This window comes from Chelatococcus sp. KU-N122, from assembly GCF_055391085.1.
The window spans coordinates 5,869,835-5,895,988 of sequence record NZ_AP043981.1 but is presented as its reverse complement, the minus strand read 5'-3'; the positions used below and the strand labels follow the sequence as shown (position 1 = coordinate 5,895,988).

The window sequence follows — 26,154 nt, the reverse complement described above, 5'->3', positions numbered from 1 at the left end:
GATCAACCCCGGTAGTGGGAGACGATGGCGGCGAGCTCCGGACGGTCGCGGTCGGGCGGGACAGCCGTGGCGCGGCCAATATGCACGAAGCCGGCCATCCGCTCGTCCGGCGCCAGCCCGATGGCGTCGAGGATGCGGCGGTCGTAGGCGATCCACTCGGTCAGCCACGAGCTGGCAAAGCCCATGGCCTGGGCCGCGACGACGAGCGTCATGCACACCGCGCCGGCGGAGAGCTGCTGCTCCCAGATCGGGATCTTGGCGTGCAGCCGGGCGCGCGACACCACGCCGACGACCAGCGGCGCGCGGGCCAGCCGCTGCCGCTCCAAGGCGATGCGCCCCTCGTCCGCCCCAGGCGCGTCGGCCCGGAACGCGGCTGCGATGGCATCACCAATGCGCAGCCGCTCGTCGCCCTCGAACAGGATGAAGCGCCAGGGCGCCAGCTTGCCGTGATCGGGCACCCGGCTGGCGATGCGCAGCAGGGTTTCGATCTCGGCGGCCGAGGGCCCCGGTCCGGCGAGGCCCTGGGGTGGGACCGATCGGCGCAGCTTGAGAAGATCGAGGGTATCGGTCACGAATTGGCCTCCGGCGCCGGCCAACAGGGGCCGCGCGGCTCCTCCGCACATAATCCATGCCCAGGGCATTTCGCAATTGGACGAACCTCATCCGATTGCGGAGAAAAACCCCAAGCCTTTGAATCTGGAGCGCTTCTTTCGCGATGGGGTGAGTCCGCCGAATCGCGAAGCGCCCCAGGCGCAGGTTAAGCCTCTCGCCGCACGGGCGATGCCCGCGACCCACCGACGGCCATGCCATTCACATTCGGTTCATTTGCCCTCAGCACAAATGCTAAAAATTCAAGCTTCCGCTTAGCCGTTTTGCCGAATTGCACAGCAGGGCGGCCGGGGGCTATCGTCCATCGAAACGGCCGCGATCAAGATCGGCCGAGGCGGGACGAGGACACCGGGGGCAACCTCGGCAGGGGGCCAGAGGCGTGATGCGTTATCTTCGGCGCGAAGCTCACCCGTCCGGGCGGGCAGTCGCGATATCCAGCCTTTTTGAAAGCGGCACCGAGACCATGACGCCACGGCGGTGGACGGCACAGCAGACCGTGGCTGCCCTCGTCTGTGTGCTGGTGTTCTGGGCGTTGGCTGCGTCGGTCTGGCCGCTCTCGGGCTCGGTGGTGCCCTGGGATTCGAAGAACCAGTTCTACCCGATGCTCCGCTATCTGGGCGGCTCCCTCGCCAATGGCGAATGGCCACTCTGGAATCCCTATCACTTCAGCGGCCACCCGGCCGTCGCCGATCCGCAATCGCTCCTGTTCACCCCGACCATGCTGCTGTTCGGCTGGCTCGACGCCTCGCCCAGCCTGCAGCTCTTCGACGTCGTCGTGTTCGCTCACCTTCTGCCGGGGGCGTTCGGCATCGTCGGCCTGTTCCGCCGCCGCGGCTGGCACTGGTCGGGCGCGGTCGTCGCGGCGATGGTCTTCGTGCTCGGCGGCTCCGCCTCCTCTCGCCTGCAGCATACCGGGATGATCGTCAGCTACGGCTTCTTCCCGCTCGCCTTGTTGCTGCTGGAGGAAGCGCTGGCGCGGCGCTCCTATCTCTTCGGCTTCGCCTTCGCGCTGGTCGCGGTGGTCATGGCCATCGGCCGCGACCAGGTCGCCTTCCTCTGCTGCCTCACGCTCGTCGGCGCTGTGGTCTACGAGGCGCTGAGCTCGGGGCGGGCGCTGTCCTATCTGCGCGAGCGAGCGCTGCTGCTCGGCTTCATGGGCGCGACGGGCGGCGCGCTGATCGCCGTGCCGGCCTTGCTCACCGTCCAGTTCCTGTCCGATTCCAACCGGCCGTCGTTCGATCTCGATATCGCCGCCCTGGGCTCGCTGCCGCCGAGCAGCCTCGCCACGGTGCTGTTCCCCAACATCTTCGGATCGCTGCGCACGACATACGACTATTGGGGCATGGCCAACGGCGCCGTCGATCGGGCCGTGAACTATCTGTTCGTGGGCACTCTGCCGGCGCTGCTGCTGCTCTGGCACGGCATCGCCGGCGGCCGGCTGTTCGCGCGCGAATTCCGCTTCTTCCTGATCGTCGTGGCCGGCATGCTGATCTACGCCGTCGGCAGCTACACGCCGATCTACACGCTGGCGTTCGACCTGGTCCCGGGCCTCGACCTCTACCGCCGGCCCGCCGACGCCACCTTCCTGCTCAACGTCGGGCTGGCGCTGGCCAGCGGCTATCTGGTCCACCGCTTCGTGACCGAGGGGCTGCCGCGCATCGAGACGCGCCAGCACGTCCTCCCGGCGGCGCTGGCGCTAGCCGCCATCGTCCTGGTGGTGGCAGCGCTCGCCAGTGGCATCGACTACGCCATCAAGGCGCAGCATCTCGCCGACGCGCTGGCCGACGCCGGCCTCGGCCTCGCCATCGCCGCCGCCGCGGCCGTGCTCGCCTTGTTTGTCGCCGCGCGCGGCGAGCGCCCCGGGCTGCGCGCCGCGCTCGCCTGCGGCCTCATCGCCGTCACGGGCGGCGAGCTCATCGCCCGCAACGCGGCCTCCGCGCTCAATGCGGAGCCGCAGCAGCGCTACGCCGTGTTCGAGAACCTGCCGCCGGAGCAGGTCGCCGGGCTCAAGGTGCTCAAGACCGAGCTCGACATGCGTCACGCCCGCGGCGAGCGGCCGCGGGTGGAAATCCTCGGCCTCAGCGGCCCGTGGCAGAACGCCTCCATGGTCTTCGGCCTGGAGGACACGCTGGGCTACAACCCGCTGCGCATCTCCGACTACGAGCGCGCCGTCGGCCCGGGCGAGAACTCGGAGGATCCCAACCTCCGCCAGTTCCCCGTCACCTTCCGCGGCTATCGCTGCCGTCTCGCCTCGCTGCTCGGGCTCGAATATCTCGTGCTGAACAAGCCGATCGAGAAGATGTCCAACCGCTTCCCGCGGCTGCCCAACGCGACGCTGCTCTACGGCGCGGGGAGCATGTGGATCTACAAGATGCCGCCGACCATGCCGCGGGCCTATCTCGCCACGCGCCTGGTCCCCGTCGACAGCGAGAGCGTGCTCGACGGCGAGGAGCTGCCGGACTTCGACCACACCAACTCGGCTCTCGTCGAGGAGGGCGAGGCCGAGCTGCTGGCCGGCGACTACGGCCTCAAGGATCAGACGACGGCGCCTGCGGCGGCGAGCGGCAGCGTGATCATCCGCGGCTACCGGCGCAACGCCATCGTCATCGACGTCGAGACCGACCGCAATGCCCTGCTGGTGCTGCACGACATCTACTATCCGGGCTGGGAGGCGATGGTCGACGGCGAGGAGAAGCGGATCTTCCGCACCAACCTGCTGTTCCGCGGCGTCGAGATCCCGCCGGGGCGTCATCGGGTGCGGTTCGAGTTCAAGCCATTGTCAGTCCACAATTTGGTCGCAGCAGCAAGCGAGCTGGTGAATCGCGACAGCGATGAGCCCGATGGACCCAGCGAGGCGCCCGTCCAGCCGGGCATGACGCTGACACGCTGAGAGCCGGTTTGACTGCGATCGATACCTTGCGAGCGACGCTCGTTGTCGTCGGCCTAGCCGTGGCCACGGCGGCTGAAGCCCAGACCCCGCCCGCCGCCGACGCGCCGGCCACCCGGGCGCAGCCATCGCTGACGCTGCCGGCGCCAGCGCCCGACGTGCCCGCGGCCGTCACCAATCCGGCCGACGCCAGGCAGCCGGCCCCGGCCGCGCTCGTCGCGCCGCCTGTGCTCCCCGCGCCGCAGCCGACCGGCAAGCTGCATCTGAGCGCGGTGCTGGCGGGTGATTCGCGGCCGCTGCGCTCCGGCGTGACCTGGCGCGTGTTCTCCCAGGCCGCAGACCCCGATGGCGATGCCGCCGCGCCGGTGGCCCGCTCCGACGACCCGGACCCGACGTTCTCCCTCAAGCAGGGCGCCTACGTCGTGCACGCCGCCTATGGCTATGCCAGCGCCATGCGGCACGTGACGATCGGCAACGACGCGACCGAGCGGCTGACCATCAGCGCCGGCGCGTTGAAAATTTCGGGCGCCATCAACGAGATGGCGATCCCGCCGGCCAAGCTGGTGTTCTCCGTCTACGTGCCGGTCGGCCAAAATCCAGAGGGCCGTCTCGTGGTCGGCAACGCCCGGCCGGGCGAGATCGTGCGCCTGCCCGAGGGGACCTACCACGTCGTCTCCACCTACGGGGATTCGAACGCCATCATGCGCGCCGATCTCAAGGTCGAGACCGGCAAGATCACCGAGGCGACGCTCAACCACCGGGCCGCCACGGTGACGCTGAAGCTCGTGCGCAAGGAGGGGGGCGAGGCCTTCGCCGGCACCGCCTTCAGCGTGCTGACGCCCGGCGGCGACGTGATCCGCGAAGCGATCGGCGCCTTTCCCTCGTTCGTGCTGGCCGAGGGCGACTATGTCGTCATCGCCCGCCACGAGGGCCAGGTCTACACGCGCGAGTTCAAGGTGCAGTCGGGCCTCGACCGGGACATCGACGTGATCGCCAAATAGGCTGCGGCCAAGGGCAGTTCCAAAGGTCGGATCCAACTGCCCTCAGGCCGGCCATCAGGCTTGCTCCGAGGTGCCCGCCATGGCGACGATGAGTTGCACGCTGGATCGAGACCATCTCTCCACCAAGGCCATCGATCCTTTGCGCCGGCTGTCCCAATGGGAGCAATGGGTCGTCGGCCTGCACGGGAACCTGTCATTTCACCGCTCGCTGCCGCGCAACTATGACGGCCGGCTATCCACGATCGGGTTCGACAAGCAGCGGATCGTACGCTTCGAGGCGGAGCCCGCGTCGATGGTACGATCACAGGCGCACATTCGATCGGATGAATTCCGCCACTACGAAATCGTGCTGCCGTTGTCGGGCGACGTTTGCATAGCTCACAGCCAGAGAAGCTCCATCCTGCGTGTCGGCCAGTTCATGCTAATCGACATGTCGAGGCCCATCATCTTCGAGCACGGCGGCCATCTGGCCTGCGTCACGTTGGGCTTCTCGCGCGAAGAACTGGATCGCGATTTTCCAGAGTTCCAGGACGCCTGTGGCCAGGTCTTCGCCGAACACCCGCTGATGGGGCCTGCCTTGGCTTACGCAGCCGAGCTCGCGCGCGAGCCCATGGGCATGGACGGCCTCTCGTTTTCACTCGCGCGACGACACCTCGCCGAGCTGTTCGCTCTGATCGTGCGGGACAGAGGCGATATCCGATCGACGGCGTCGCCCGTGGCGGCCGCGACCCTGCGCCGGATCATGCGGTTTATCAGAGCCGAGCTCGCCAATGAGGACCTCGACCTTCCCCTGATCGCCGGAGCCAACGGCGTCTCCATCCGCTACGTCCAGGTCCTGTTCGCCTCGGCCGGAACGACGGCGCGCGCCTTCATTTGCCGCGAGCGCCTGAAGCGGGCGGCCGATCTACTGAGCGACACGCACAAACGTGCGACGATCACCGAGGTGGCGCTCGCCTGCGGCTTCTCCAGCTCCAACCACTTCGGTGTTGCCTTCCGAAAGATGTTCGACTGCACCCCGAGTGAATTCCGCCGGAGGTATCGGCAAGGATCGAGTGCTTCCGAAGCGTGAACTGACTGCGTTTTGGAAGGAGGGATTGTGCGCTTCCGGAGGAGACGCGCCTGATATCGCTGCCTACGCTCACCCAAAATCAAGCACCGCGCCTCGCATCGGTGCTCATGGGAGGAGCAGGAAATGGACATGATATCGCCGGCCGGTCCCGTTGACCTCGCGGTCACGGTCGATGACCTGCTCATTTGGGAGGGCACGCCGATTCCCTCCGGCTACTCGCAGGAGAAGATCGTCCGGAGCATCCTCGATACGTTCGAGAAGCACAACCTGCGAGGAATATACGGGTTTCCGCACACATCCCGGCTGGCCGATGATCCGGGGCTCCATGCGATCCTGGAGGACTGGGTGGAGAGCGGCCATCACATTGCCAACCACACCCATTGCCACGCCTGCCTGAATTGGCTTTCGGCCAAAGGCTATTGTGACGACATCAGGCGAGCGGAAGACTACATCGGCGATCTGATCGCGCGAGCTCCCAGGCGCTACTTCCGATATGCCATGGACATGTCGGGCGAATCCGAGGCCAAGCGAGGCGAGGTCGAGGACTTCCTAAGTGAGAACGGCTACGTCAACGCCCCGATCACCGCCTGGTTTGGGGATTTCGCGTGGATTGTGCCCTACTATCGAGCGGTCGAGAGCCGCGATGCCGACGCGTTGAAGATGCTTCAGCAGAGCTTCGTCAGGGCCGCCGTCGACCAGCTGCGAGGCCATTCAGCGGCTGCCCGGGCGATGTTCGGACGGGATATCCCTTACATCTGGCTCATCCACGCGACGGCCATCGTTGCCGATACGCTCGACACGATTCTGACGACGTTCGCCCGGATGGGCGTTCGCCATGTCTCGCTGGAAGCGGCCATGCGGGACCCGATTCACAACGCGATGCCACGGGTGTCGCCCAAGTTCAGGAACCATCTCCAGCGCTATGCCCTGGCGCAGGGCGTGGAGTTCCACGAGACGCCGCCCGCGACCTTCGAGGCCGTGCTCAATGCCGCCCCCATTCAGGGATGGGAGAGCATTCCGGTGTACGAGAATGTCATGAAGACGCTCTGCCGGCGCGCCGGCGGCACCTATTCATGGGACTGGAGCTAGAGCGCTCTGCGATTGGGTGGAATCACGCAATCGCAGAGCGCTTTAGCTCCAGATTCAAAGAGTTATGAGCGGCGGGCGTCGTCGCCCCGGCGCGTACCGGCCATCACCCCGCCGTGCCCGCCACCACGTGGTGGCCGTCGAGCTCCACGTGGCTGGTGTCGAGCCCCCGGTCGTCGTCATCAGCCTCGCCCCGGGCACGCTTCAAGTCGGGCGCCTCGGCCTCGGCCCTGAGCTGGGCGATGGCCTCGCGCAGCGTCACCGAGCGCTGCTCGTTCGAGCCCAGCCGACGGATCGACACGGTGCCCTCCGCCGCCTCCTTCTTGCCCACCACCAGGAGCACCGGCACCTTGGCGAGCGAGTGCTCGCGCACCTTGTAGGTGATCTTCTCGTTGCGCAGGTCGAGCTCGACCCGCAGGCCGGCCCGCGTCGCCGCCTTGGCGACAGCGCGGGCATAGTCGTCGCCATCCTGGGTGATGGTGGCGACGACGATCTGGAGCGGCGCGAGCCAGAGCGGGAAGTGGCCGGCGAAATGCTCGGTCAGAATGCCGGTGAAGCGCTCCATGGAGCCACAGATGGCCCGGTGCACCATGACCGGCGTCTTCTTCTGCCCGCTCGCATCGATGTAGAAGGCGCCGAAGCGCTCCGGCAGGTTGAAGTCGACCTGGGTGGTGCCGCACTGCCAGTCGCGGCCGATGGCGTCGCGCAGCACGTACTCGAACTTGGGCCCGTAGAACGCCCCCTCGCCCGGGTTGACCGACGTCTTGATCCGCCCCTGCGACTGCGCCTCGATCTCACCGAGCACGCGCCCCATCACCTCCTCCGCGTGGTCCCACAGCTCGTCGCTGCCGACGCGCTTGTCCGGCCGGGTCGAGAGCTTCACCACGATACGGTCGAAGCCGAAATCGGCGTAGGTGGAGAGGATCAGGTCATTGATCTTCAGGCACTCGTCCGCCAGTTGTTCCTCGGTGCAGAACACATGGGCGTCGTCCTGGGTGAAGGCGCGCACCCGCATCAGCCCGTGCAGCGCGCCCGACGGCTCGTAGCGCGACACGGAACCGAATTCCGCCAACCGCAGAGGCAGATCGCGGTACGACTTGAGGCCGTGCTTGAAGATCTGCACGTGGCCCGGGCAGTTCATCGGCTTGATCGCGAAGACCCGCTCGTCCTCCGTCTGGGTGACGAACATGTTCTCCCGGTACCAATCCCAGTGCCCGGAGGTCTCCCACAGGGACTTGTCGAGGATCTGCGGCGCGTTCACCTCCTCGTAGTCGCCGGCGAGCCTGCGGCGCATGTACGAGGTGAGCTCACGGAACAGCGTCCAGCCCTTGGCATGCCAGAAGACGACGCCGGGCCCCTCCTCCTGGAAGTGGAACAGGTCCATCTCGCGGCCGAGCCGGCGGTGGTCGCGCCGCTCCGCCTCCTCGAGCTGCTTCAGATAGGCGTCGAGGTCGTCCTGGCTGGCGAAGGCGGTGCCGTAGATGCGCGTCAGCATCGGGTTGTTGCTGTCGCCGCGCCAATAGGCACCCGCCACCTTGAGCAGGCGGAAGGCCTGGCCGACCTTGCCGGTCGAGGTCATGTGCGGGCCGCGGCAGAGGTCGAGCCACTCGCCCTGCCGGTAGATCTTGACGTCCTCGCCGGCCGGGATCGCGTCGATCAGCTCGACCTTGTACATCTCGCCCTTGTCGCGGAAGAAGTCCTGCGCCTTGTCACGGCTCCAGACCTCCTTGGCGAAGGACGCGTCGCGGGCGATGATCTCCCGCATCTTCTTCTCGATGGCGGGAAAGTCGTCCGGCTTGAACGGCTCGTTGCGCGCGAAATCGTAGTAGAAGCCGTTTTCGATCACCGGGCCGATGGTCACCTGCGTGCCCGGCCACAGCGACTGCACCGCCTCCGCCAGCACGTGGGCCGCATCGTGGCGGATCAGCGTCAGGGCGCGCGGGTCCTCGCGCGAGATGAACTCGATGCGGGCATCGCGCTGGATCGGATCGGCGAGATCGATGATCTCGCCGTCGAGCGCCATGGCCACGGTGCGCTTGGCGAGCGAGGGCGAGATGCCTTTGGCAATCTCGAGCCCGGACACGCCTTCGGGAAACTGGCGCGCGGCGCCGTCGGGAAACGTCAGGGTCAACATCGTCGTGTCTCCGGCTCACTCCTGCAAACGCAGCAGGTAAGCGTAAGGGTTGTCATAGCATGCGCCCGCTCGCCGTCGTCTCCCTCGGGAACGGACGAAGCCATGGACGCAGCGGCTGCGCTTAGCGGACAAGGCGGCCGATGGCAATTGCGCTCGTCGGTCGTCCGAAACGCGGCCGTGTGTCGAGCTTGCGTGGAACCGGTGGCCCTCCCGCGCGTCAGATCGACGACGATGTCGCGGCAAAGCGGCGCCAATGAGGAGCATGTCATGCGCGATCTGGAGGACCCGCACCAATGCAGCGGCCCAGCGATCAGCGACGCCGACTGGAGCGGGCTGGCCGTTGCGGCTCACGTGCTGCACGCGGCCGTGTTCGCCGCCGACTGCCACGCCGCGCAGGTCGGCAAGGGGCGGCCGCCGCGACCTTACATCAACCACCTGCTCGAAGTGGCCCAGTTGGTCGCGGCGGCAGGCGGCGGCGACCCCGCCCTGCTGTCCGCCGCCCTGCTGCACGACGTCGTCGAGAAGACGGACGTGACCGCCGCCGCGCTGCGCGGCGCCTTCGGCGACGAGGTCGCCCGCCTGGTGGAGGAGGTGACCGACGACCCGCGGCTGTCGGACGACCAGCAAAAGCAGGCGCAGATCGACCATGCCCCGCAGCTCACGCGCCGGGCCAAGCTGGTCAAGCTGGCCGATAAGATCAGCAACCTGCGGGCTCAGGCCACCGAGCCGCCCGCGGACTGGCCCCCCGAACGCCGAGCCGCGCAGCTCGCCTGGGCCCGCGCCGTGGCGCGCGGCTGCCGCGGTGTCTCGCCGGTCCTCGATCAGGCCTTCGATGCGGCTGCCGCAGCGTTCGAAGAGGCCGGCGGCTGATCGGGCCGCCCCTCCGGCTCGGCCTCGGCGCCGGCTTGGTCGATCGATGTTTGGCCAGTCGACGTTTCGCCGGATGCCGATTCGAGGGCGGGCGCGAACTCGTTGGTGCCGCGCCAGCGGCCGTAGGACCACGGCCGCCACCAGGCAGCGGCGACCGGAAGCGTAGCCGGCACGAAATCGAGGCCGCTCGATCCCCAGGGATGGCAGCGGCAGATCCGCGCAACGCCCATCCAGCCGCCGGCCCACAACCCGTGCCTTGCGATCGCCTCATCCGTGTAGCACGAGCATGTCGGCAGATAGCGGCATTGGCGGCCGAGAAAGGCCGACAAGGTCAGCTGATAGCCCTGAATCAGGTAGCGTGCGCCCCGCGCCGCCAGGCCGATTCGCTCCGGGTCAACGGCCCGAAAGGAGACGCTCATGTCCCAGACCTCGCAATGGAGCGTTTCTGCCACAGTCAGCCGCGCTCTGCCGCGCGACCACTGCCAATATGCGCCGATGGGTTGAGCTGTTAACCCTTTGTGGCGTATCCAGAGCTAATAGTGCCGTATTTCCAACGCGCGAAAGATCCCGTGTCCAGCAAAAGCTCACTCGCAGCTCTTCTCGCCTCCGCCGCGCTCCCGGCAATTGCCGCTGCGTCTCCTGCTGCCGCCGCCGATGCCGCCGACCGTTCCGCCATTGTGTTCGATTCGACGCCAGTCGGCGCCGACGAGTGGATCGTGACGCTCAAGGGCACGATCGGGGTCGGGCCGAGCTGGACCGGGTCGGACCGCTACAGCGTCTTCGGCTACCCGTCCATCAGCTACCGTCGGCCGGGCGAGCCCCGGCGCTTCACCTCCCCGGACGACAGCGCCAGCTTCGCCCTCTACGACACCTCCTGGCTGCGGGCCGGCGTGGTCGCCGGCTATGAAGGCGGGCGCTACTCCGGGTCCCAGCGCAAGCTGTTCGGCATCCACGACGCCGGCTGGTCGGTCCAGCCCGGCTTCTTCGTCGATATCTGGCCCACCGAATTCCTGCGGGCGCGCTTCGAAGGCCGCTATGCCGTCGGCAACGTTCACGGCCTGGTCGGAACGGTCGGCCTGGACTTCGTGCTCCCTTACGACCGCTTCACCTTCGCTGTCGGCCCGCGCATGGAGTGGGGCAGCAAGAGCTACGTCCAGGATACGTTCGGCGTGCGGCCCGAGGATGCAATCCTCAACAGCTTCGTGACGCCCTACAAGGGCTCCGCCGGCGTGACCTCGGTCGGCGCCGTGGCCTCCGCGTCCTACACCTGGTCCGACGCGTGGACGACGACCGTCTTCGGCGGTTACAGCCGTCTCGTCTCGTCCGCCGCCGACAGCCCGATCGTGCGCAACATCGGCTCGCGCGACCAGTTCAGCGCCGGCGTCAGCGCCGCCTATTCCTTCCACATGAAGGCGCTCTGGTAACGGCGCAGAGCATTCCCGATCACCGGGCGTCCCCGATCAGATGAGTTCACCTGATCGGGTAGAAAGTGCTTTCAGCCCGCCGCCACGGCGGTGCCTTGCGCCGTTTCGATTTGTTCGACCGCGTCCACGACGGCGTCGAAGGTGAGCATGGTCGAGGCGTGCCGCGCCTTGTAGTCACGGACCGGCTCGAGCACGGTGAGGTCCGCCCACCGGCCATCAGGCGGCGGCCCATTCTCCTTCAGCATCGCCAGCATGGCCTTGCGCACGGCGCGCAATTCGTCGCCGCTGGCGCCGATCACGTGCCGGGCCATGAGCGAGCTCGACGCCTGGCCGAGGGCGCAGGCCTTCACCTCATGGGCGAAATCAGCGACGCGCCCGTGCTCCATGACGACGTCGACCGTGACCTTCGAGCCACACAGCTTGGAATGCTTCGTCGCCGTGGCCTGGGCCGCCTGGAGCCGCCCGATGCGCGGGATGTTGGCTGCCAGCTCGAGAATTCGCTTGTTGTAGACGTCGTTCAGCATGGAGGCGACCTGTTGCGGCGATCCCCGGCGCGACTGCCGGACGTGCGCCGTCATAGCTGCTATGACCCGCATCAAATCTGCGCCGGCCTTGGGACGAGCGGAGACGGCTCATATATAGGTCGGGCATGAGGCTCTCGAAAGTTTCCTCACCGGAGCCGGCGGGTCGCGCAAGCCGCCGGGTGTGTGCCCGTCGCTTGCTTGCCCCGAGGATGAAGATACACGATGATCGACGGCGGGAGGCCCCACATGGATGCTGTGGTTAAGTCCTTGTCCGCGCGGTTGGCCCCGGCCAACGCCGACAAGAAGAGCACGACGAAGTCCCTGATCACCAAGCCCTCGCGCGAGGAAGCCGAGGCGGCGGTACGCACCTTGATCGAATGGTGCGGCGACGATCCGGGACGCGAAGGCCTGGTCGACACGCCGCGGCGAGTGGTCAAGGCGTTTGAGGAACTCTACCGCGGCTACGGCGAGGCTCCCGAGGAGCAACTGGAACGCGTGTTCGAGGACGTCAGCGGCTACAACGACATCGTCCTGGTCCGCAACATCGAGTTCTACTCCCACTGTGAGCACCACATGGTGCCGTTCGTGGGCAAGGCGCACATCGCCTATTACCCGGATGGCGGCGTCGTCGGGCTGTCGAAGCTGGCGCGCGTCGTGGACAGCTACGCCCGGCGCCTGCAGACGCAGGAGACATTGACGGCGCAGATCCTGGAGACCATCGAGAACGGCCTGAAGCCGCGCGGCGCCGCCGTGATGCTGGAAGCCGAGCACATGTGCATGTCCATGCGCGGCGTGCAGAAGCACGGTGCCTCGACGATCACGACGCAGTTCAGCGGCGTGTTCAAGACCGATCCGGGCGAACAGGCCCGCTTCATGACGCTGGTGCGCGACTACCGCTGAGCCTAGCCTCCCGAACCGGATCATCCTGCGAGGCACGTTGCCCCGTCCTGCGCCGGAGCGCCCTGCTCCGGTCCGCCGGAAAGAAGCGCTCCGGCTTCAAGACCACGGAGCATTGCCGATCGGACGATCACATCCGATCGGCAATACTCATAACCTTTTGAATCTGGGGCGCTTCTCTTGCCATTGGGCGAGCCCCCCAATCGCGAAGCGCTTTTGCCGCCAGGCCCTACGATGAACGAGACTGCCGACGTGTTTGCGCCGCCCGGCCCTCACCACGAGGTCGAGGAGGGCGCGCGCCTGACGCCGGCCTTCGATGCCAACGGCCTGATCACCTGCGTCGTGACGGATGCGGCCAGCGGCGATGTGCTGATGGTTGCGCACATGAACTCGGAAGCCTTGGCCAAGACCATCGAGACCGGCGAAGGTTGGTTCTGGTCGCGCTCCCGCCGCACGCTCTGGCACAAAGGTGATACCTCGGGCCAGATCCTGACGGTGGTCGAGATGCGCATCGATTGCGATCAGGACGCCGTCTGGTTGCGCGTTCGCGTCGGCGGCGACGGCGGCTGCTGCCATACGGGCCGGCGGTCGTGCTTCTATCGCGCCGTGCCGGCTGCAAACGCCGCTGCCGACGTCGAATTGATCTTCACAGAATAGGTCAAGCTCGCAACAAAGCTCAGTCGACGGTGTTGGATGTTGCAGCGCATGGCCAAGCCCTCGTAAGGTCACGTTTGCACGGCACAACATGCTGCATAGCACAGCATGCGTTCGTCATGAACCGCATGCATACGTGCCTTGATCGGGCGTGTCGCAGTGGCGATTCGGATGTGAGCTCATGTTCGATGGTCTCAATTTCAGGAGCTTCGGGTTCGGCGCCTTCGGCGAGGCCGAGCCGCCGGCGCTACCACCGGAGCCGGCGGCTGGGCGCAAGCGGCCGCTGCTCGGCCTGGCTCTGGGCGGCGGCGCGGCTCGCGGCTGGGCGCACCTCGGCGCGCTGCGCGTTCTGGCAGCCGAGGGCTACGTCCCCGACATCATGGTCGGCACCTCCATCGGCGCCGTCGTCGCCGGCTGCTACGCCACCGGCACGCTCGACACCTTGGAGGACTTCGCCCGCAACCTGAACAAGCGGCGCATGGTCGGGCTGATGGATTTCCACATCGGCGGCTCCGGCCTGATCAGCGGCGACCGGCTGCGGCTGCTGCTCGACAAGCACCTCGGCCGCACACGCATTGAACAACTGCCGGTTCGCTTCGCCGCGGTGGCGACCGAGCTCGGTACCGGGCATGAGGTCTGGCTGACGCGCGGACCTGTGGCGGATGCGGTCCGCGCCTCCTACGCCCTGCCCGGTATTTTCAATCCGGTGAAGCTCGGCGGCCGGTGGCTGATGGACGGTGCCCTGGTCAACCCCATCCCGATTACCGTGGCGCGGGCGCTCGGCGCCGAGTTCGTCATTTGCATCAATCTTTCCGGCGACCTGCGCTCGATGCGGGGCACCACCATCCCGTCCCATGGGCCGGACGAAGAGGAGCTGGCCGCGCTGACACCGGAAGGCTCGGACGGCCGGCGCCTGCTCGGCGCGTTCCAGGCCGCCCGGCGTATCGGCCGCTTCGGCCGCCGGCCGGACGGCGCGCCCGGCATCGGCACGGTGATGATGGACGCGTTCAACATCACTCAGGACCGCATTGCCCGCTCGCGCCTCGCCGGCGACCCTCCCGATGTGATGATCTCGCCCAAGCTCAGCCGCATCGGCCTCTTCGACTTCCATCGCGCTGTCGAGGGCATCGAACTGGGAGCCGAGGCAGCACATCGTGCGTTGCCGGAGCTCAAGGAGCAGCTCCAGGACGCCACCGCGGCCCTCGAGCAATTCCCGACCAGATGACGTCATCCGACCGGGTCGACGTGCTCCAAGCGCTCTAGAGCATTTCGCCATTGGATGAGATCATCCAATGGCGAAATGCTCATAACTTTTTGAATCTGGAGCGCTTTCTCGCGATTGGGTGGTTCCACCCAATCGCAAAGCGCCGCCGCGAGCACGAGCTCCCGCCCCAGGGCGGGAGGCGATGCTCACGCGGTAGCGATGTACTCGCGCAGGGCCTGGTGCTCCGACTCGATCTCCGCCAGCCGGTGCTTGACGACGTCGCCGATCGAGACGATGCCCGCAAGCCGGCCGTTCTCGATCACCGGCAGATGCCGGAACTTGCCGGTCGTCATGGTTTCCATCAGAAAATGGATCGGCGAGGACATGGTGCAGGTCACCACATCCCTGGTCATATGGCCGGACACGCGATCCTCGAGCGCCTGCGGCCCCGCGCGGCCCACGGACCGCACGATGTCACGCTCTGACAGGATACCGGCGATGGAGCCCTCCGGATCGATGACGACGACAGATCCGATGTGCCGGTCGGTGAGCAGCCTGGCGGCCTCCTGCAGCGTGTAATCCGGGCCGATCGTGGTCACATCTCTGCCCTTCTGAGCCAGGATGCGGGCAACGGTGGTCATGGCAATGTCTCCCTGATAGCCCGGACACGACCTGCTCCGGGACGCGGCACGACCGCCTGGGGACGGATCTTGATCTCCGCGCTCGATTAAATGTGGCAACCTGCGACAATAAGGCAAGCGCCGGCCCGGGCCGCAACGGCACGAAACGTGCGCGGGCGAGCGCTTCTCGGCCTTAATTATTTGGAATAGTTCGAAGTTTCAGACCGGGCCAATTCCATCAGCCGTTCGTATCACACCGGAATTCGCCGGCCGGATCGCCGCCGACCGCGTGCGCCCGTCGCGATCTGACGAGGCGATGCAATCGACGCGAGAGGCCCGGGCGCCCGGGCGCAGCCTCACCGGTCTGGTGTTTCGATCCGGCCGGACAACGCCTCGGGCGCCTCGTCGCGGGGCACCGGGTCGAACAACGGAAACAGCAGCAGCCCGGCAACGAAGCCGCCGATATGCGCCTGCCAGGCGATAGCGGAATCGGTGATGCCCAGCGGCGCCGCGGCGATGCCGAACAGCAGATTGATGCCGAACCAGGACAGCACGAACAGCAGCGCGCGCCGGTCCCTCAGGAGGGCGAGCAGCGGCTCGGCTCGCGCCCGGTGCACGCTATCCCGCGCCGTTCCGAAGAGCATGACGCCCGGCTGGAAGATGAAGCGGGCGGCCGCGGCCATGCAACCGGAAATGGCCCCCGACGCGCCAACCATCGGCGTCACGTCCATGTCGTGCCCGATCAAGTGGGCAAGCGCCCCGGCCACCGCGCAGACCGCGAAGAAGACGAGGAAGCGCGCCGCGCCGAACCGGCGTGCGACAGGACTGCCGAACGCCAGCAGCCAGGCCGAGTTCAGCAGCACGTGCATCCACGACGCATGCAGCAGGGCGTAGGTGAGCAGCGTCCATGGCTTGAGCCCGCCATCGGCATAGACGAGCTGGCCGAGGGCGGCGCGCATCTCCGCTGCCTCGCGCGGCAGATCGCGAAGCGACGCCGCCAGAGCGCTGGCGAACTGCTCGGGCGACAGGCCGAGATCAAACCTGGCCGGCACGAACGAGAATTCGAAGATCAGCCTGAAATCCAGTTCCGGCGACAGCAGCGACCGAACGAAGTGGATACCGATGAAGGTACCCACCAGGGCCGCAACGATCGTCGGCACATTGAAGACGGGCTCGCGCAGGCGCGGCGCCTGGACAATCGGGACGCTCATGGCAGGCACCTTGGCCGATCTGGCGGCCGACGCAAGCGCGTTGCGACGAATGAACGCCGACATGCGGCCGCACCGCACCTGCCCCCACCCGCCAGACGGACGAAAGGCACTCAAATGCCTCGCGGTCCGGGCCCAAGGTCCAGCCCCCTGCATGTTGCAGCAGGATCGCATTTACCATTCATTCATATTTGGCCTCCCGGGAGGCTTGTGCGCCGCAAGCGGCCGTGAAATCGTTACCAAAGAGTTAATCGCCGGCTGGGGTGTCGGGTGTACAATCGCTTCAGGTCGATCGTCGTCGCGGCTGCCATCCTGGCGACGGGAGCAGCATCTGCGCAGGATTTGCGGACCGCGTCGCTCCCCGCCGATCCGGCCGAGGCCTTCGCGCCCGTCACCGGCAAGACCACGGCGCCCATGGGCTGGGTCGGCTTCTGCAAGGAATATCCGGCCGACTGCAACGTGGCGCCGCTGGAGGCGACCGAGATCAAGCTGACGCCGGTGGTCTGGCGCCTGCTCGTCGCCGTCAACACACGGGTCAACCGTGCCATCACTCCGGTGACCGACGAGGAGCACTGGGGCGTCGCCGAGCGCTGGAGCTATCCCGACGACGGTCGTGGCGATTGTGAGGATTTCGCCTTGCTGAAGCGCCGCACGCTGATCGAAGCCGGCCTGCCCCGGCAGGCGCTGCTGATGACGGTGGTGCGCGACAACATGGGCGAAGGTCACGCCGTGCTGACCGTGGTCACGGATCGGGGTGAGCTGGTTCTCGACAACAAGCGTTCGCGCATCCTGTCCTGGGACAAGACCGGCTTCACCTTCATCAAGCGGCAATCGGCCGAGACCCCCAACGCCTGGGTATCGATCGGCGAGCCGCTGCCGGCCACCGCGACGGCGGCGCGCTGATCGCGAGCCCGGCTGGGCGCTCAGCGCTCTGAACACCGACGTCGACCAAAGCATGCCGCCATTGGATGAGATCATCCAATGGCGGAGAAATGCTCAAACTCTTTGAAGCTGGAGCGCTTCTTCTGCCTTAGCCGGCGACCGGCCGCAGGCCTGCGACGAAGCGCTTCCAATTGGCGACGTAGTGTGCCGCCGATCCGCGCGTGCGCGCCACCTCCTCGCTCGACAACGTGCGAACGACCCGGGCCGGCGCGCCCAGGATCAGGGAGTTGTCGGGAAACTCCTTGCCCTCCGGCACCAGCGAATTGGCACCGACGATCGAACCGGTCCCGATGCGGGCGCGGTTGAGCACCGTAGCCCCCATGCCGATCAGCGAGCCGGCGCCGATGGTGCAGCCGTGCAGGATGGCGGTATGGCCGATGGTGCAGTCTTCGCCGATGGTCATCGGTGCACCCGGATCCGTATGCAGCATGGCGAGATCCTGGATGTTGGACCTGGCGCCGATATCGATCAGATCGTTGTCGCCGCGGATGACGGCTCCGAACCACACGCTCGCCTCGAGCCCGAGCCTGACGTTGCCCATCACGTGTGCGCCCGGCGCAATCCAGTAGAGCCCCTCCTCCGGCAGCTGCGGCGAGCGGTTGTCGAGTGTGTAAACGGTCATGAAGTCCTCCCGGCTGGCCGGGAACCTGGCCGATGCAGGCCGATTTCGTCAAGCTGCGCGCAGGCTTAACCGGACGTTAACGATAGCGGGCAGCATACTTGCACCGTCGGCCGGCCGGCGGAATCGCCCGGGCTGGCCTTGAGACGCTGGAGCGTGGCGGTCGCGCACGGCATCGACTGCGCGCGATCACGCTCCAGGCAGCCGTCTGCTCCATGGAGGTGCACATGCCACGCGCCCAAACCGCAGCGTATGCTCATCAAAGGTACGAAAGGGAGGCTCTTCGCCCGAACGACACCCGGGAAGGCTCCGTCTCGAGCTTCCTGCTGATGTTGTTCTTCTCGTCCGCGCTCTTTGCCGTCGGCCTGACGATCACGCTCTCCTGAGCTGCCGAAGGCCGGAACCGTCAGCGGAGAGCGGAGCGGCTCGACCCTGCCAGTGGACATGGCAGGGCCGCTGCTTCGTCACGCGTCCTCGAGATCGGTATCCAGGATCGCCATCTGGAAGCTGTAGGAATTGTCGCCGTCCTCGTCGTCGACGAACAGCACGCCGATGAACTCCTCGCCCACGTAGACCTCGGCGGAGTCCGACTTGCGGGGCCGTCCGACGACCCTGATCGAATGATTGGCAAAGGTCCGGCGCAGGTGCCGTTCGATCTTCGCGAGTTCACTTTTGTCCAATTGCCGTCTCCTCGGATCAAGCCGATTCGAAATCGTGAGCGCGATCACAGCCGCCGCACATGCCAGCCCGGATAAATTGGGGGCACGGGATGCGCCGGAGCCGCAACGCGCATTGACTCCCGCTTGCCACGAATGGCGGCGGCCGCGCAAGGGCGATGGGTCAGATGGTGAAGTCCGTCGCCCAATCGGCGAGGATCTGGTCCATGCTGCGCGACGGCTCGGCACAGCCGGCAGGGCCGACGACCTTAGCCGGCACGCCCGCGACCGTGACGTTGCGCGGCACCGGATGCAGCACCACCGACCCGGCGGCGATGCGGGCGCATTGCCCCACTTCGATATTGCCGAGCACCTTGGCGCCCGCGCCCAGCAGTACGCCCTGGCGGATCTTGGGATGACGGTCGCCACGCTCCTTGCCGGTGCCGCCGAGCGTCACGCCCTGCAGGATCGATACGTTGTCCTCGACCACCGCGGTCTGCCCGACGACCAGGCCGGTCGCGTGATCGAGGAAGATGCCCTTGCCGATGCGCGCCGCCGGATTGATGTCCGTCTGGAACACCTCCGAGGAGCGGCTCTGCAAATGCATGGCGAAATCCTTCCGCCCCTTGTCCCACAGCCAGTGGGCCAGGCGGTGGGTCTGAATGGCGTGGAAGCCCTTGTAGTAGAGCAACGGCTCCAGGAAGCGCACGGTCGCCGGATCGCGGTCCACCACCGCGGCCAGATCGGCGCGAAAGGCCTCGGCGATCGTCGGGTCGGAGTCGAGCGCCTTGCGGAACGCCCGTACGATGGCGTCACGGCCGACCAGCTCGTTGGCCAGCCGCGCGGCGACCCGATGCGAGATGGCAAGCTCGAGGGTGTCGTGGTCGAGTACCGTCGACCGGATCAGCGGGGTGAGATCGGGCTCACGTCCAACGGCAGCCTCCGCCTCGTTGCGGATATGGCCCCAGACCGGATCGATGGTCGTGAGCTCGGCCTCGAGCAGGCCGTTCTGACGCACGGACGCAAGTGCCATTGTGTGCCTCCTGCCTACCCGACGAGATCGCGGAATAGCGCATTGCCGCGAACTTGCTAGCACAGCTATGTAGCGAGCGAGAAAAAAACACCCTGCCCCAGCGGATCCGACCATGAAAACATTTCAGAGCGCGACGCCGAAGCTGGTGGCCCATGCTGCCGACGGCGTCGGCGTGTTGGCCATCAATAATATGGATAAGCGCAACGCCCTCGACCTGTCCATGTGGCAAGCCATTCCGGCGGTGATCGGCGCCATGGCCGCCGACCCTGCCGTGCACGTGCTGATCATCCGCGGCGCCGGCGACAGCCCCTTTGCCTCCGGCGCCGACATCAGCGAGTTCGAGACGGTCCGCGCCAGCGCCGCCGGCGGCCGGGCCTACGAGGAGGCCAACGAGGCGGCGTTCGAGGCCATCGCCAACTGCCCGATGCCGGTGATCGCCATGATCCGCCGCTTCTGCATGGGCGGTGGCATCGGCATCGCCGCCGCCTGCGACCTGCGCGTCGCCTCCGACGATACGCTGTTCGCCGTGCCGGCCGGACGCCTCGGCGTCGGCTACCCGCCCCGCGCCATGCGCATGGTCGTCGCCTCGTTCGGCGCCGCCGGCGCCAAGGACCTGTTCTTCACGGCGCGGCGCATGGACGCGACCGAGGCCAAGGCGCTGGGCATGCTGCACCGGCTGTTCACGGCCGAAGCGCTGGAGGCGGAAACCATGGAGCTGGCGCGGACGATCGCCGCCAATGCGCCACTGGCGCTGCGCTCGGCCAAGGCGTCGATCGCCGCCGCAACCGGCCTGCCGGGCGCTCCCTCGGAGCAGGAGCTGGTGGCGCTCGCCGATGCCTGCTTCGACAGCGCCGACTACGCCGAGGGCCGTGCCGCATTCCTGGCCAAGCGCGCCCCTGTCTTCAAGGGACGATAAAGCGGCACCGTGACATCGAAGGCCCCCACTCTACGAGTCGGCGGCCGCTAGATCCTGCAGCCGCAGGTCGACGCGCTCGCGGCCGCCCCACCGGTCCACCGTAAGGCTGCCCGCCGCGTGCACGAAGCGGCCGACGTGCGCCTTCAGCGCCTGCCCCAGCGGCTGTCCCGCGGCCCGAAACGCCACGCCGCCGATGGCGCTGCCGTCGCCGCTCTTGAGCTTGAAGCGTACGTGCGACGTGCCGACGTCCGCAGCCTCGACCAGGCGATGGCGGGCGAAGACGAAGGTCGGCTCAGGGTTGCCGGAGCCGAACGGGCCGGCCCGCTCGAGCAGCTCCACCAGCTCGGACTGGGCGCCACCCGCCGTCAACACGGCGTCGACGGCCAGTTCGCCGGCGCTGCCCAAGCCCGCGTCGTGGGCCAGCCTTGCGCCGACGAAGGCGCGGAAGTCGCCGATGGCGCCGGGGGCGACCGTCACCCCCGCCGCCATGGGATGGCCGCCGCCCTTCACCGCGGCACCTGTGTCGACCGCCTGGCGCACCGCGCGGCCCAGATCGATGCCCATGACCGAGCGCCCGGAGCCGGTGCCGCCCCCATCCGCGTTCAGCGCGAAGGCGAAGGCCGGACGGTTGAACCGCTCCTTCATCCGCGCTGCGACGAGCCCGACGATGCCCGGGTGCCAGGCGGCCGAAGCCGCAACGAGCACACCGCAATCGGGGTCGCGGTCGAGCGCCGCCGCCGCCTGGGCCAGCGCCTCCTCCACCGCGAGCCGCTCGATATCCTGGCGCTCGCGATTGAGCCCGTCGAGGCTTGCGGCGATGCGGGCCGCTTCCGCCGCATCCGCCGTCAGCAACAGCCGCGCGCCGAGGCCGGCGTCGCCGATGCGGCCGCCCGCATTGATGCGGGGGCCGATCAGAAACCCCAGGTGCCAGGGCAGCGGCGGGCCCTTGAGATCGGCGACGTCGAGCAGTGCGGTCAGCCCCGGCCGACGGCGCTGGCGCATGATCTGGAGGCCCTGGCGCACCAGCGCGCGGTTGAGCCCTTCGAGCCGCACCACGTCGGCGACCGTCGCCAGCGCCACGAGATCGAGGTCGACCAGCAGGTCCGGTTCGGCGCCTCGGCTTGACCAGAAGCCGCGCCGGCGCAGCTCCCGGCTGAGCGCGACGAGAGTCAGGAACACGACTCCCGCCGCAGCCAGGTGGCCGAGGCCCGACAGATCGTCCTGCCGGTTCGGGTTGACGACCGCCACCGCAGGCGGCAGCGCCTCGGGCGCCTGGTGGTGATCGAGCACGATGGTGTCGAAGCCGACGGCCTGCGCCACGGCCAACGGCTCGTGGCTGGTCGTGCCGCAATCGACCGTGACCAGCAGACTGGCGCGGGAGGCCCGGAGCGCGCGGATCGCTTCCCCGTTGGGGCCGTAACCCTCGGTGATGCGGTCCGGGATGTGGACGGTGTAGGGCGTGCCGCAGCGGCCGAGATAGCCGGCCAGCAGGGCGGCGGAGCAGGCGCCGTCGACGTCGTAGTCGCCGAAGATGGCGACGTGCTCGCCGGCAACCACCGCGTCCGCCAGGCGCGCCGACGCAGCGCCCATGTCCTGCAGCACCGCCGGATCGGGCAACAGATCACGCAGCTTCGGCTCGAGAAAGACCGGCAGGTCGGCGGCCACGACGCCGCGCCCGGCCAGGACGCGCGCCAGGAGGTCGGGCGTGCCATGGGCCTGGGCGATGGCCAGCGCATGGGCCTCGCCCCGGGCATCGCAGCGGCTGCGCCAGGCGCGGCCGAGGGCAGAGCGCGTCACGCCGAGCAAGGGAGCAGCGGACGCTGGAGCAGACTGGCTTCCACTGCCGGTGCTCGGTTCCGCGCCGTCGTGTCGGCCCTCGCCCTCCGCAACGGCCAGCCGCCAGCTTCCGGGGTCCCGCTCAAACTCGACGACCGATTCGCTCATCCCACACTTATACCGCATGCGGCTGGAGCGCTTCACGATTGGATGGAAACACCCAATCGTGAAGCGCTCCAGATTCAAAACGTTATGAGCATTTCTCTGCCATTGGATGATCCCATCCAATGGCGAAATGCTCTAGCGGGATGGCGCATGCGGTCAACGGCAAAGCCCCGGGCGGCTCGCCCGGGGCTCTCGCAGGCGTTCGAGGCGGAATGCGATCAGAAGTTGATCTTCAGGCTGGCCTTGATCTTCTGGTCCTGTTCCTGGCGGGCGAGCTGGCCGGTGTAGGAGACCTCGAGGATGGTCGCCTGCGTGATGTTGAGGCCGAGCCCCGCCTCGATCACCGCCGCGTCGCGGGCGATCGGCGCGCCGGACACCACGAAGGGCGAGCCGCCGGCGAAGGCGAGCAGCGAGTCCGGCGTGACATCGCCGAAGGCGTGGCGCCAGCCGAGCCCGGCCCGGGCCGTCAGCGCCATGTTGCCGATCAGCCAGTTGCCGCCGATGCGCGCGCCCAGCGTCGTGAACGTCACGCTCTGGCTCTTGCTGCTGCCGGCGAGGGCCGCAGGACCGCCGGCTTCGGCGAAGCTGTCGCCGTTGACGTTGACGAAGGCCAGGCCGGCGAAGGGCTCGATGGCGATGGCGCCGTAGCGCATGTCGTAACCCGCCTCGGCGAAGGCCTGCGTGGTGCCAAGCCGCAGGCTGCCCCTGGCGGCGTCGGAGAAGCCCGGGAAGGAGACGATGCGGCTGGCATCGAAATCACCCCAGGTGTAGGCGGCGCCGAGACGCAGCGCGAAACCGCCGAAGCGGCCGCTGCCGTAGACAGCCGCGGTGTAGTTGTCCAGGTCGCCCGAGGACAGCCGGCCGTCGACGTCGATCTTCGAGCGGCTGTAGCCGCCGGCCACACCGGCCCGCCAGCCGTCGGCGACCGCGGCATCGGCGCCGATGATGAAGCCGCCGGTGTTCTGCTTCACGCCGGCCGCGTTGTTGTTGGAGTCGATGTGGCCGAAGGCGTCATATGCCTGTCCCCACAACGCGAAGGTGGGCGGCGCCACGACCACGGGCACCGGCGCTGGCGCGTCGTAGCCCTTGCGGACGATGGTGCGCGCAGCCGGGTCGGCCATCACCACCGGGTTGACCGGCGCCAGCCCGGCGAGGGCTGGATCGGTCAGAGCATCCTGGCGCAGGCGGCTGTTGATGGCGTCGCGGACGTCACCGCTGCGCTCCACCGCGACCGACTTCGCCGAGGCGTAGATCTCGCCCGAGAGGCTGTCGAAGGCGGTGCGGGCCGCCTGTGCGGTGGCCTGCCCGTCGATGGCGTTCCAGAGCGGGTTGCCGTAGCCCAGGCTGTCGGCGCCGGCCGCCACCTGCATCTGGTTGGCGCTGAGCGCCACGGACTGGAACGGCAGGCGGGTCAGCGTCAGCGTCACCCAGTTGGGATTGTAGCTCAGCGTCGGGCTGACGAAGAGCCGGCCCGTCGAAACCGAGTCGAAGGAACCGAAGCGGCCGCCGTCAGCCGTCAGGATCGTGTAGTTGGTCGAGCCGCTGTACGGCTGCGAGCCGGTGAGCACTTGCAGGTTGCCACCGAGCGACGCCGTCTTGGTGACGTGGACGCTGTCGCCTGCGCCCGAAGTGCTCGTCTCGACCTGATAGGTCGAGCCCGAGGCGAGCGCGAGATTGCCGTTCACCGTGAGCGTACCGATGCCGTTGCCCGGCGCCAGCGTGCCGCCGGCGCGGATGGCGACGGTCGGCCCAACCGAGCCGATACCGGCCAGGTAGCCGCCTGCGTTGACATTGACGCCAGCCAGCGACGTCAGCGAGCCGTTGACCTCGAGGGCGGCGGCGATCGGGCCGCCGCCGACGTTGGTGGCCCCGCTGAAGGTGTTGGTGTTGGTGAGGGAGACCAGGCCGCCGGCGACGTTGAGGCCGCCGAAGCTGTTCTTGCCGGCGAGCGTCAGCCAGCCCGTGCCCGCCTTGGTCAGTACGCCTCCGCCACCGATGTCGTTGTACCAGGTGTCGACCGCGTTGAAGCCACCCAGCGAGGCGTCCATGGCGACGGTGGTGTTGGCGCGGATGGCGCCGTAGCCGCCGGACGCCGCGAACAGGTTGAGGCGGGCCCAGCCCGTGCCGTTGTCGAGCGCAGCACCCGACGGCGCCTCGGTCGTCGCGAGCACTTCCCGGCGCTGGTCGGCCGAGAGGTAGGGGAAGCGCGTCGAGAGCAGCACTTCGGCGCCGACCGGCACGACCGGCGCCAGGTTGGTCGGGCCGGTCGGCGTCAGGCCGTAGGTCATGCGGAAATTGTAGGTGGCCAGGTCACGCTGGTACTGGGCGTAGCCGTAGGGGCTCGACTGCGCGACGCAGGCGGAAACGCTCATGCCGCAGGTGCTGGAGATCAGCGCGCGGAAGTCGGTGGTCGCTGCGGCGAACAGGTTGGCGTAGTTCGACGTCGTGGTGACGTTGCCGACCGCGAACACGCTGATCTGCTGGTTCATGTAGGCGGGGTTGTTGTTCAGCAGTTGCGCCATGTCATAGGTGGCAATGATGCGGCCGCCGATGACGTCGAGCGGGTAGTGGGCGCCCAGCACGACGCGGCTGTAGCCGTAGTCGGAGGCCCGCAGCAGCATCTGCGAGTAGAGCTCGGGCACCATCATCGCGAACATGATGCTCTGCGTGAACCCGTAGGTCGTGTGGCCGCTGGGGAAGGCCGCGTTGGAGCCGAGGCCGGAGAGGATCTGCGTGTTGGTCGTCACAGCGCCGTTGATGCCGGCCGGATTGCCGCCGGGCGCGGGCGAGACGAAGGTGGTGCCGGCGAACGTGGCGATCTGGCCGGGGCGCACCTGGTAGGGGCGCGAGTCGCCCGACAGATTGGCGCCCGGCGAGGCGGGAATCGGCGCGTAGGCCTTGTCGTAGACGTTGGCCTGGCCGCCCGCCGGGAAGGCGATGCCGGTCACCGGCGTGAAGCTCGGCGAGCCGCTGCTGGTGCCGCTGCCGAAGAAATTCTTGGCGAAGCCCGAATCGGCCTGGGTGATGCCGTTGGCCTGGCGGAAGGCCTGGACGACGTTGCTGTTGGCGGGTCCGATGAGCGGGTTGTTGGCGTAGATCGCAGAGAAGTAGAGGCTCTGGATCTTCGAGCCGAAGCCGTTCGCCAGCACCGTGCCGCGGTCGGTATCGATGGTGTTGTCATGGATGGCGAGCGAGCGCGTCGCAGCAGACGACGCGTTGTTGATCCCCAGCGCTCCCGCCAGATTGCCTTGCAGCGCCGACTGACCCGCGGACGAGTTGAGCAAGGTGCTGAACGGCATCAGCAACTGCGTCGCGGCGATGTTGTTGGCGGTCTGTGCGGCACCGGGCCCCGCCCACAGCAGAGCGGTCGCGAGGGCCGCAACAGAAACCGAATTCAGATGGCGCATGTCTAAGGTCCACTTCCGGGGGGATTTGGAGCTCGTTCGGCGGAACGCGCCCGCGATCTCAGATTGGCTCTGCTCGTCTTTGTTGAGCTTCTCTCGGCGCGAATACACGCGAATCTATAGATGGGCGCGGCGACACTGCCGCGATCCCTTCAGATCACGCCCAGCACATCAGTCGCATCCCGGGCCCGATTCCTCAGCGGAGACTCGAGCCAGGCGGCCTGTTTGCTTTCGATTGCTTTATGATGATGACTGGCGGCACCGCAACCTTGAAGGCGGCGTCACGAACGCTTCAAGTATTCATCGAAGCGTAGCCAATCTGTCAGAAAATCGTCATCGCCCGCGCGGAGCGCCAGTGCCGCTTGGCGTTACCAGGAGCGCCGCGAGCCGCTCGGCTGCCCCATGGCATTTTCATGGCCGGATGACGACGGCGCGGGGGCGCCCGCCTGTGGCGCA

The 26,154-nt window shown here is 67.6% G+C and carries 22 protein-coding genes and 1 pseudogene; 12 read left to right on the top strand and 11 right to left on the bottom strand.

What is annotated here, in order from left to right; genetic code table 11:
* Positions 1–2 precede the first annotated feature (2 nt).
* Positions 3–572, bottom strand: coding sequence for a nitroreductase family protein (locus tag ACZ5PO_RS26535; protein WP_464185062.1), 570 nt, complete (start codon positions 570–572; stop codon positions 3–5).
* Between the two features lie 500 nt (positions 573–1,072).
* Here ACZ5PO_RS26535 and ACZ5PO_RS26530 point away from each other — a divergent pair, with 500 nt between their 5' ends.
* From ACZ5PO_RS26530 to ACZ5PO_RS26515, 4 genes are all read left to right on the top strand, one after another.
* Positions 1,073–3,499, top strand: a complete 2,427-nt coding sequence (locus ACZ5PO_RS26530) for a YfhO family protein (RefSeq protein WP_464185060.1) — start codon at positions 1,073–1,075, stop codon at positions 3,497–3,499.
* Positions 3,500–3,633: 134 nt separating this feature from the next.
* Positions 3,634–4,497, top strand: coding sequence for a hypothetical protein (locus tag ACZ5PO_RS26525; protein ID WP_464197053.1), 864 nt, complete (start codon positions 3,634–3,636; stop codon positions 4,495–4,497).
* Between the two features lie 79 nt (positions 4,498–4,576).
* Positions 4,577–5,566 (top strand): helix-turn-helix domain-containing protein, encoded by a 990-nt coding sequence (locus ACZ5PO_RS26520; RefSeq protein ID WP_464185057.1) that lies wholly within the window; start codon positions 4,577–4,579, stop codon positions 5,564–5,566.
* Between the two features lie 123 nt (positions 5,567–5,689).
* A complete protein-coding gene (locus ACZ5PO_RS26515) occupies positions 5,690–6,655 on the top strand; it encodes a polysaccharide deacetylase family protein (protein ID WP_464185056.1) in 966 nt (321 codons plus the stop codon).
* A gap of 103 nt (positions 6,656–6,758) precedes the next feature.
* Here ACZ5PO_RS26515 and thrS read toward each other — a convergent pair whose 3' ends face one another.
* Positions 6,759–8,786 (bottom strand): threonine--tRNA ligase, encoded by a 2,028-nt coding sequence (thrS, locus tag ACZ5PO_RS26510; protein ID WP_464185055.1) that lies wholly within the window; start codon positions 8,784–8,786, stop codon positions 6,759–6,761.
* A 267-nt stretch (positions 8,787–9,053) separates the two neighbouring features.
* On the opposite strand from thrS, the gene ACZ5PO_RS26505 reads away from it, so the two are divergent.
* Positions 9,054–9,656 carry an HD domain-containing protein gene (locus ACZ5PO_RS26505; RefSeq protein ID WP_464185053.1) on the top strand — a complete coding sequence of 201 codons (603 nt, stop codon included), beginning with the start codon at positions 9,054–9,056 and terminating at the stop codon, positions 9,654–9,656.
* 89 nt (positions 9,657–9,745) lie between these two features.
* Here ACZ5PO_RS26505 and yidD read toward each other — a convergent pair.
* Positions 9,746–10,039: pseudogene (gene yidD, locus ACZ5PO_RS26500) on the bottom strand (membrane protein insertion efficiency factor YidD); the annotation flags it as partial.
* A gap of 186 nt (positions 10,040–10,225) precedes the next feature.
* Between yidD and ACZ5PO_RS26495 the strand changes: the two are divergent.
* On the top strand, positions 10,226–11,080 hold the full coding sequence (locus tag ACZ5PO_RS26495; protein WP_464185052.1) for a MipA/OmpV family protein: 855 nt from the start codon (positions 10,226–10,228) through the stop codon (positions 11,078–11,080).
* 71 nt (positions 11,081–11,151) lie between these two features.
* On the opposite strand, the gene ACZ5PO_RS26490 is transcribed toward ACZ5PO_RS26495, so the two are convergent.
* Positions 11,152–11,604, bottom strand: coding sequence for an iron-sulfur cluster assembly scaffold protein (locus ACZ5PO_RS26490; protein WP_464185051.1), 453 nt, complete (start codon positions 11,602–11,604; stop codon positions 11,152–11,154).
* A gap of 246 nt (positions 11,605–11,850) precedes the next feature.
* Between ACZ5PO_RS26490 and folE the strand changes: the two genes are divergently transcribed.
* From folE to ACZ5PO_RS26475, 3 genes are all read left to right on the top strand, one after another.
* The gene (gene folE, locus ACZ5PO_RS26485) at positions 11,851–12,504 is read left to right on the top strand and encodes a GTP cyclohydrolase I FolE (protein ID WP_464185050.1); all 654 of its coding nucleotides are present in this window, start codon (positions 11,851–11,853) and stop codon (positions 12,502–12,504) included.
* Positions 12,505–12,735: 231 nt separating this feature from the next.
* Positions 12,736–13,158 (top strand): phosphoribosyl-AMP cyclohydrolase, encoded by a 423-nt coding sequence (hisI, locus tag ACZ5PO_RS26480; RefSeq protein WP_464185047.1) that lies wholly within the window; start codon positions 12,736–12,738, stop codon positions 13,156–13,158.
* A gap of 178 nt (positions 13,159–13,336) precedes the next feature.
* Positions 13,337–14,380 (top strand): patatin-like phospholipase family protein, encoded by a 1,044-nt coding sequence (locus ACZ5PO_RS26475; protein ID WP_464185046.1) that lies wholly within the window; start codon positions 13,337–13,339, stop codon positions 14,378–14,380.
* 185 nt (positions 14,381–14,565) lie between these two features.
* Here the strand turns inward: ACZ5PO_RS26475 and ACZ5PO_RS26470 are convergent, their stop codons facing one another.
* Complete coding sequence (locus tag ACZ5PO_RS26470) at positions 14,566–15,000, bottom strand: CBS domain-containing protein (RefSeq protein WP_464185045.1); 435 nt, start codon at positions 14,998–15,000, stop codon at positions 14,566–14,568.
* A 335-nt stretch (positions 15,001–15,335) separates the two neighbouring features.
* On the bottom strand, positions 15,336–16,190 hold the full coding sequence (locus ACZ5PO_RS26465; protein ID WP_464185044.1) for a rhomboid family intramembrane serine protease: 855 nt from the start codon (positions 16,188–16,190) through the stop codon (positions 15,336–15,338).
* Positions 16,191–16,457: 267 nt separating this feature from the next.
* On the opposite strand from ACZ5PO_RS26465, the gene ACZ5PO_RS26460 reads away from it, so the two are divergent.
* Positions 16,458–17,090: a transglutaminase-like cysteine peptidase gene (locus ACZ5PO_RS26460; protein WP_464185042.1), complete on the top strand. Its 633-nt coding sequence runs from the start codon at positions 16,458–16,460 to the stop codon at positions 17,088–17,090.
* Positions 17,091–17,217: 127 nt separating this feature from the next.
* Here ACZ5PO_RS26460 and ACZ5PO_RS26455 read toward each other — a convergent pair whose 3' ends face one another.
* Entirely contained in the window at positions 17,218–17,751 is a 534-nt protein-coding gene (locus ACZ5PO_RS26455) for a gamma carbonic anhydrase family protein (protein ID WP_464185040.1), read from the bottom strand.
* Positions 17,752–17,975: 224 nt separating this feature from the next.
* On the opposite strand from ACZ5PO_RS26455, the gene ACZ5PO_RS26450 reads away from it, so the two are divergent.
* Complete coding sequence (locus ACZ5PO_RS26450; protein ID WP_464185039.1) at positions 17,976–18,134, top strand: hypothetical protein; 159 nt, start codon at positions 17,976–17,978, stop codon at positions 18,132–18,134.
* Positions 18,135–18,212: 78 nt separating this feature from the next.
* Here the strand turns inward: ACZ5PO_RS26450 and ACZ5PO_RS26445 are convergent, their stop codons facing one another.
* Both ACZ5PO_RS26445 and cysE read right to left on the bottom strand, forming a co-directional pair.
* Complete coding sequence (locus tag ACZ5PO_RS26445; protein WP_188610219.1) at positions 18,213–18,428, bottom strand: DUF3126 family protein; 216 nt, start codon at positions 18,426–18,428, stop codon at positions 18,213–18,215.
* 160 nt (positions 18,429–18,588) lie between these two features.
* On the bottom strand, positions 18,589–19,437 hold the full coding sequence (cysE, locus tag ACZ5PO_RS26440) for a serine O-acetyltransferase (RefSeq protein WP_464185037.1): 849 nt from the start codon (positions 19,435–19,437) through the stop codon (positions 18,589–18,591).
* Positions 19,438–19,549: 112 nt separating this feature from the next.
* On the opposite strand from cysE, the gene ACZ5PO_RS26435 reads away from it, so the two are divergent.
* The gene (locus tag ACZ5PO_RS26435; RefSeq protein WP_464185036.1) at positions 19,550–20,353 is read left to right on the top strand and encodes an enoyl-CoA hydratase; all 804 of its coding nucleotides are present in this window, start codon (positions 19,550–19,552) and stop codon (positions 20,351–20,353) included.
* Between the two features lie 30 nt (positions 20,354–20,383).
* Here the strand turns inward: ACZ5PO_RS26435 and recJ are convergent, their stop codons facing one another.
* A complete protein-coding gene (gene recJ / locus ACZ5PO_RS26430) occupies positions 20,384–22,297 on the bottom strand; it encodes a single-stranded-DNA-specific exonuclease RecJ (RefSeq protein WP_464185035.1) in 1,914 nt (637 codons plus the stop codon).
* Positions 22,298–22,512: 215 nt separating this feature from the next.
* Entirely contained in the window at positions 22,513–25,701 is a 3,189-nt protein-coding gene (locus tag ACZ5PO_RS26425; RefSeq protein ID WP_464185034.1) for an autotransporter family protein, read from the bottom strand.
* Between the last annotated feature and the right edge of the window lie 453 nt (positions 25,702–26,154).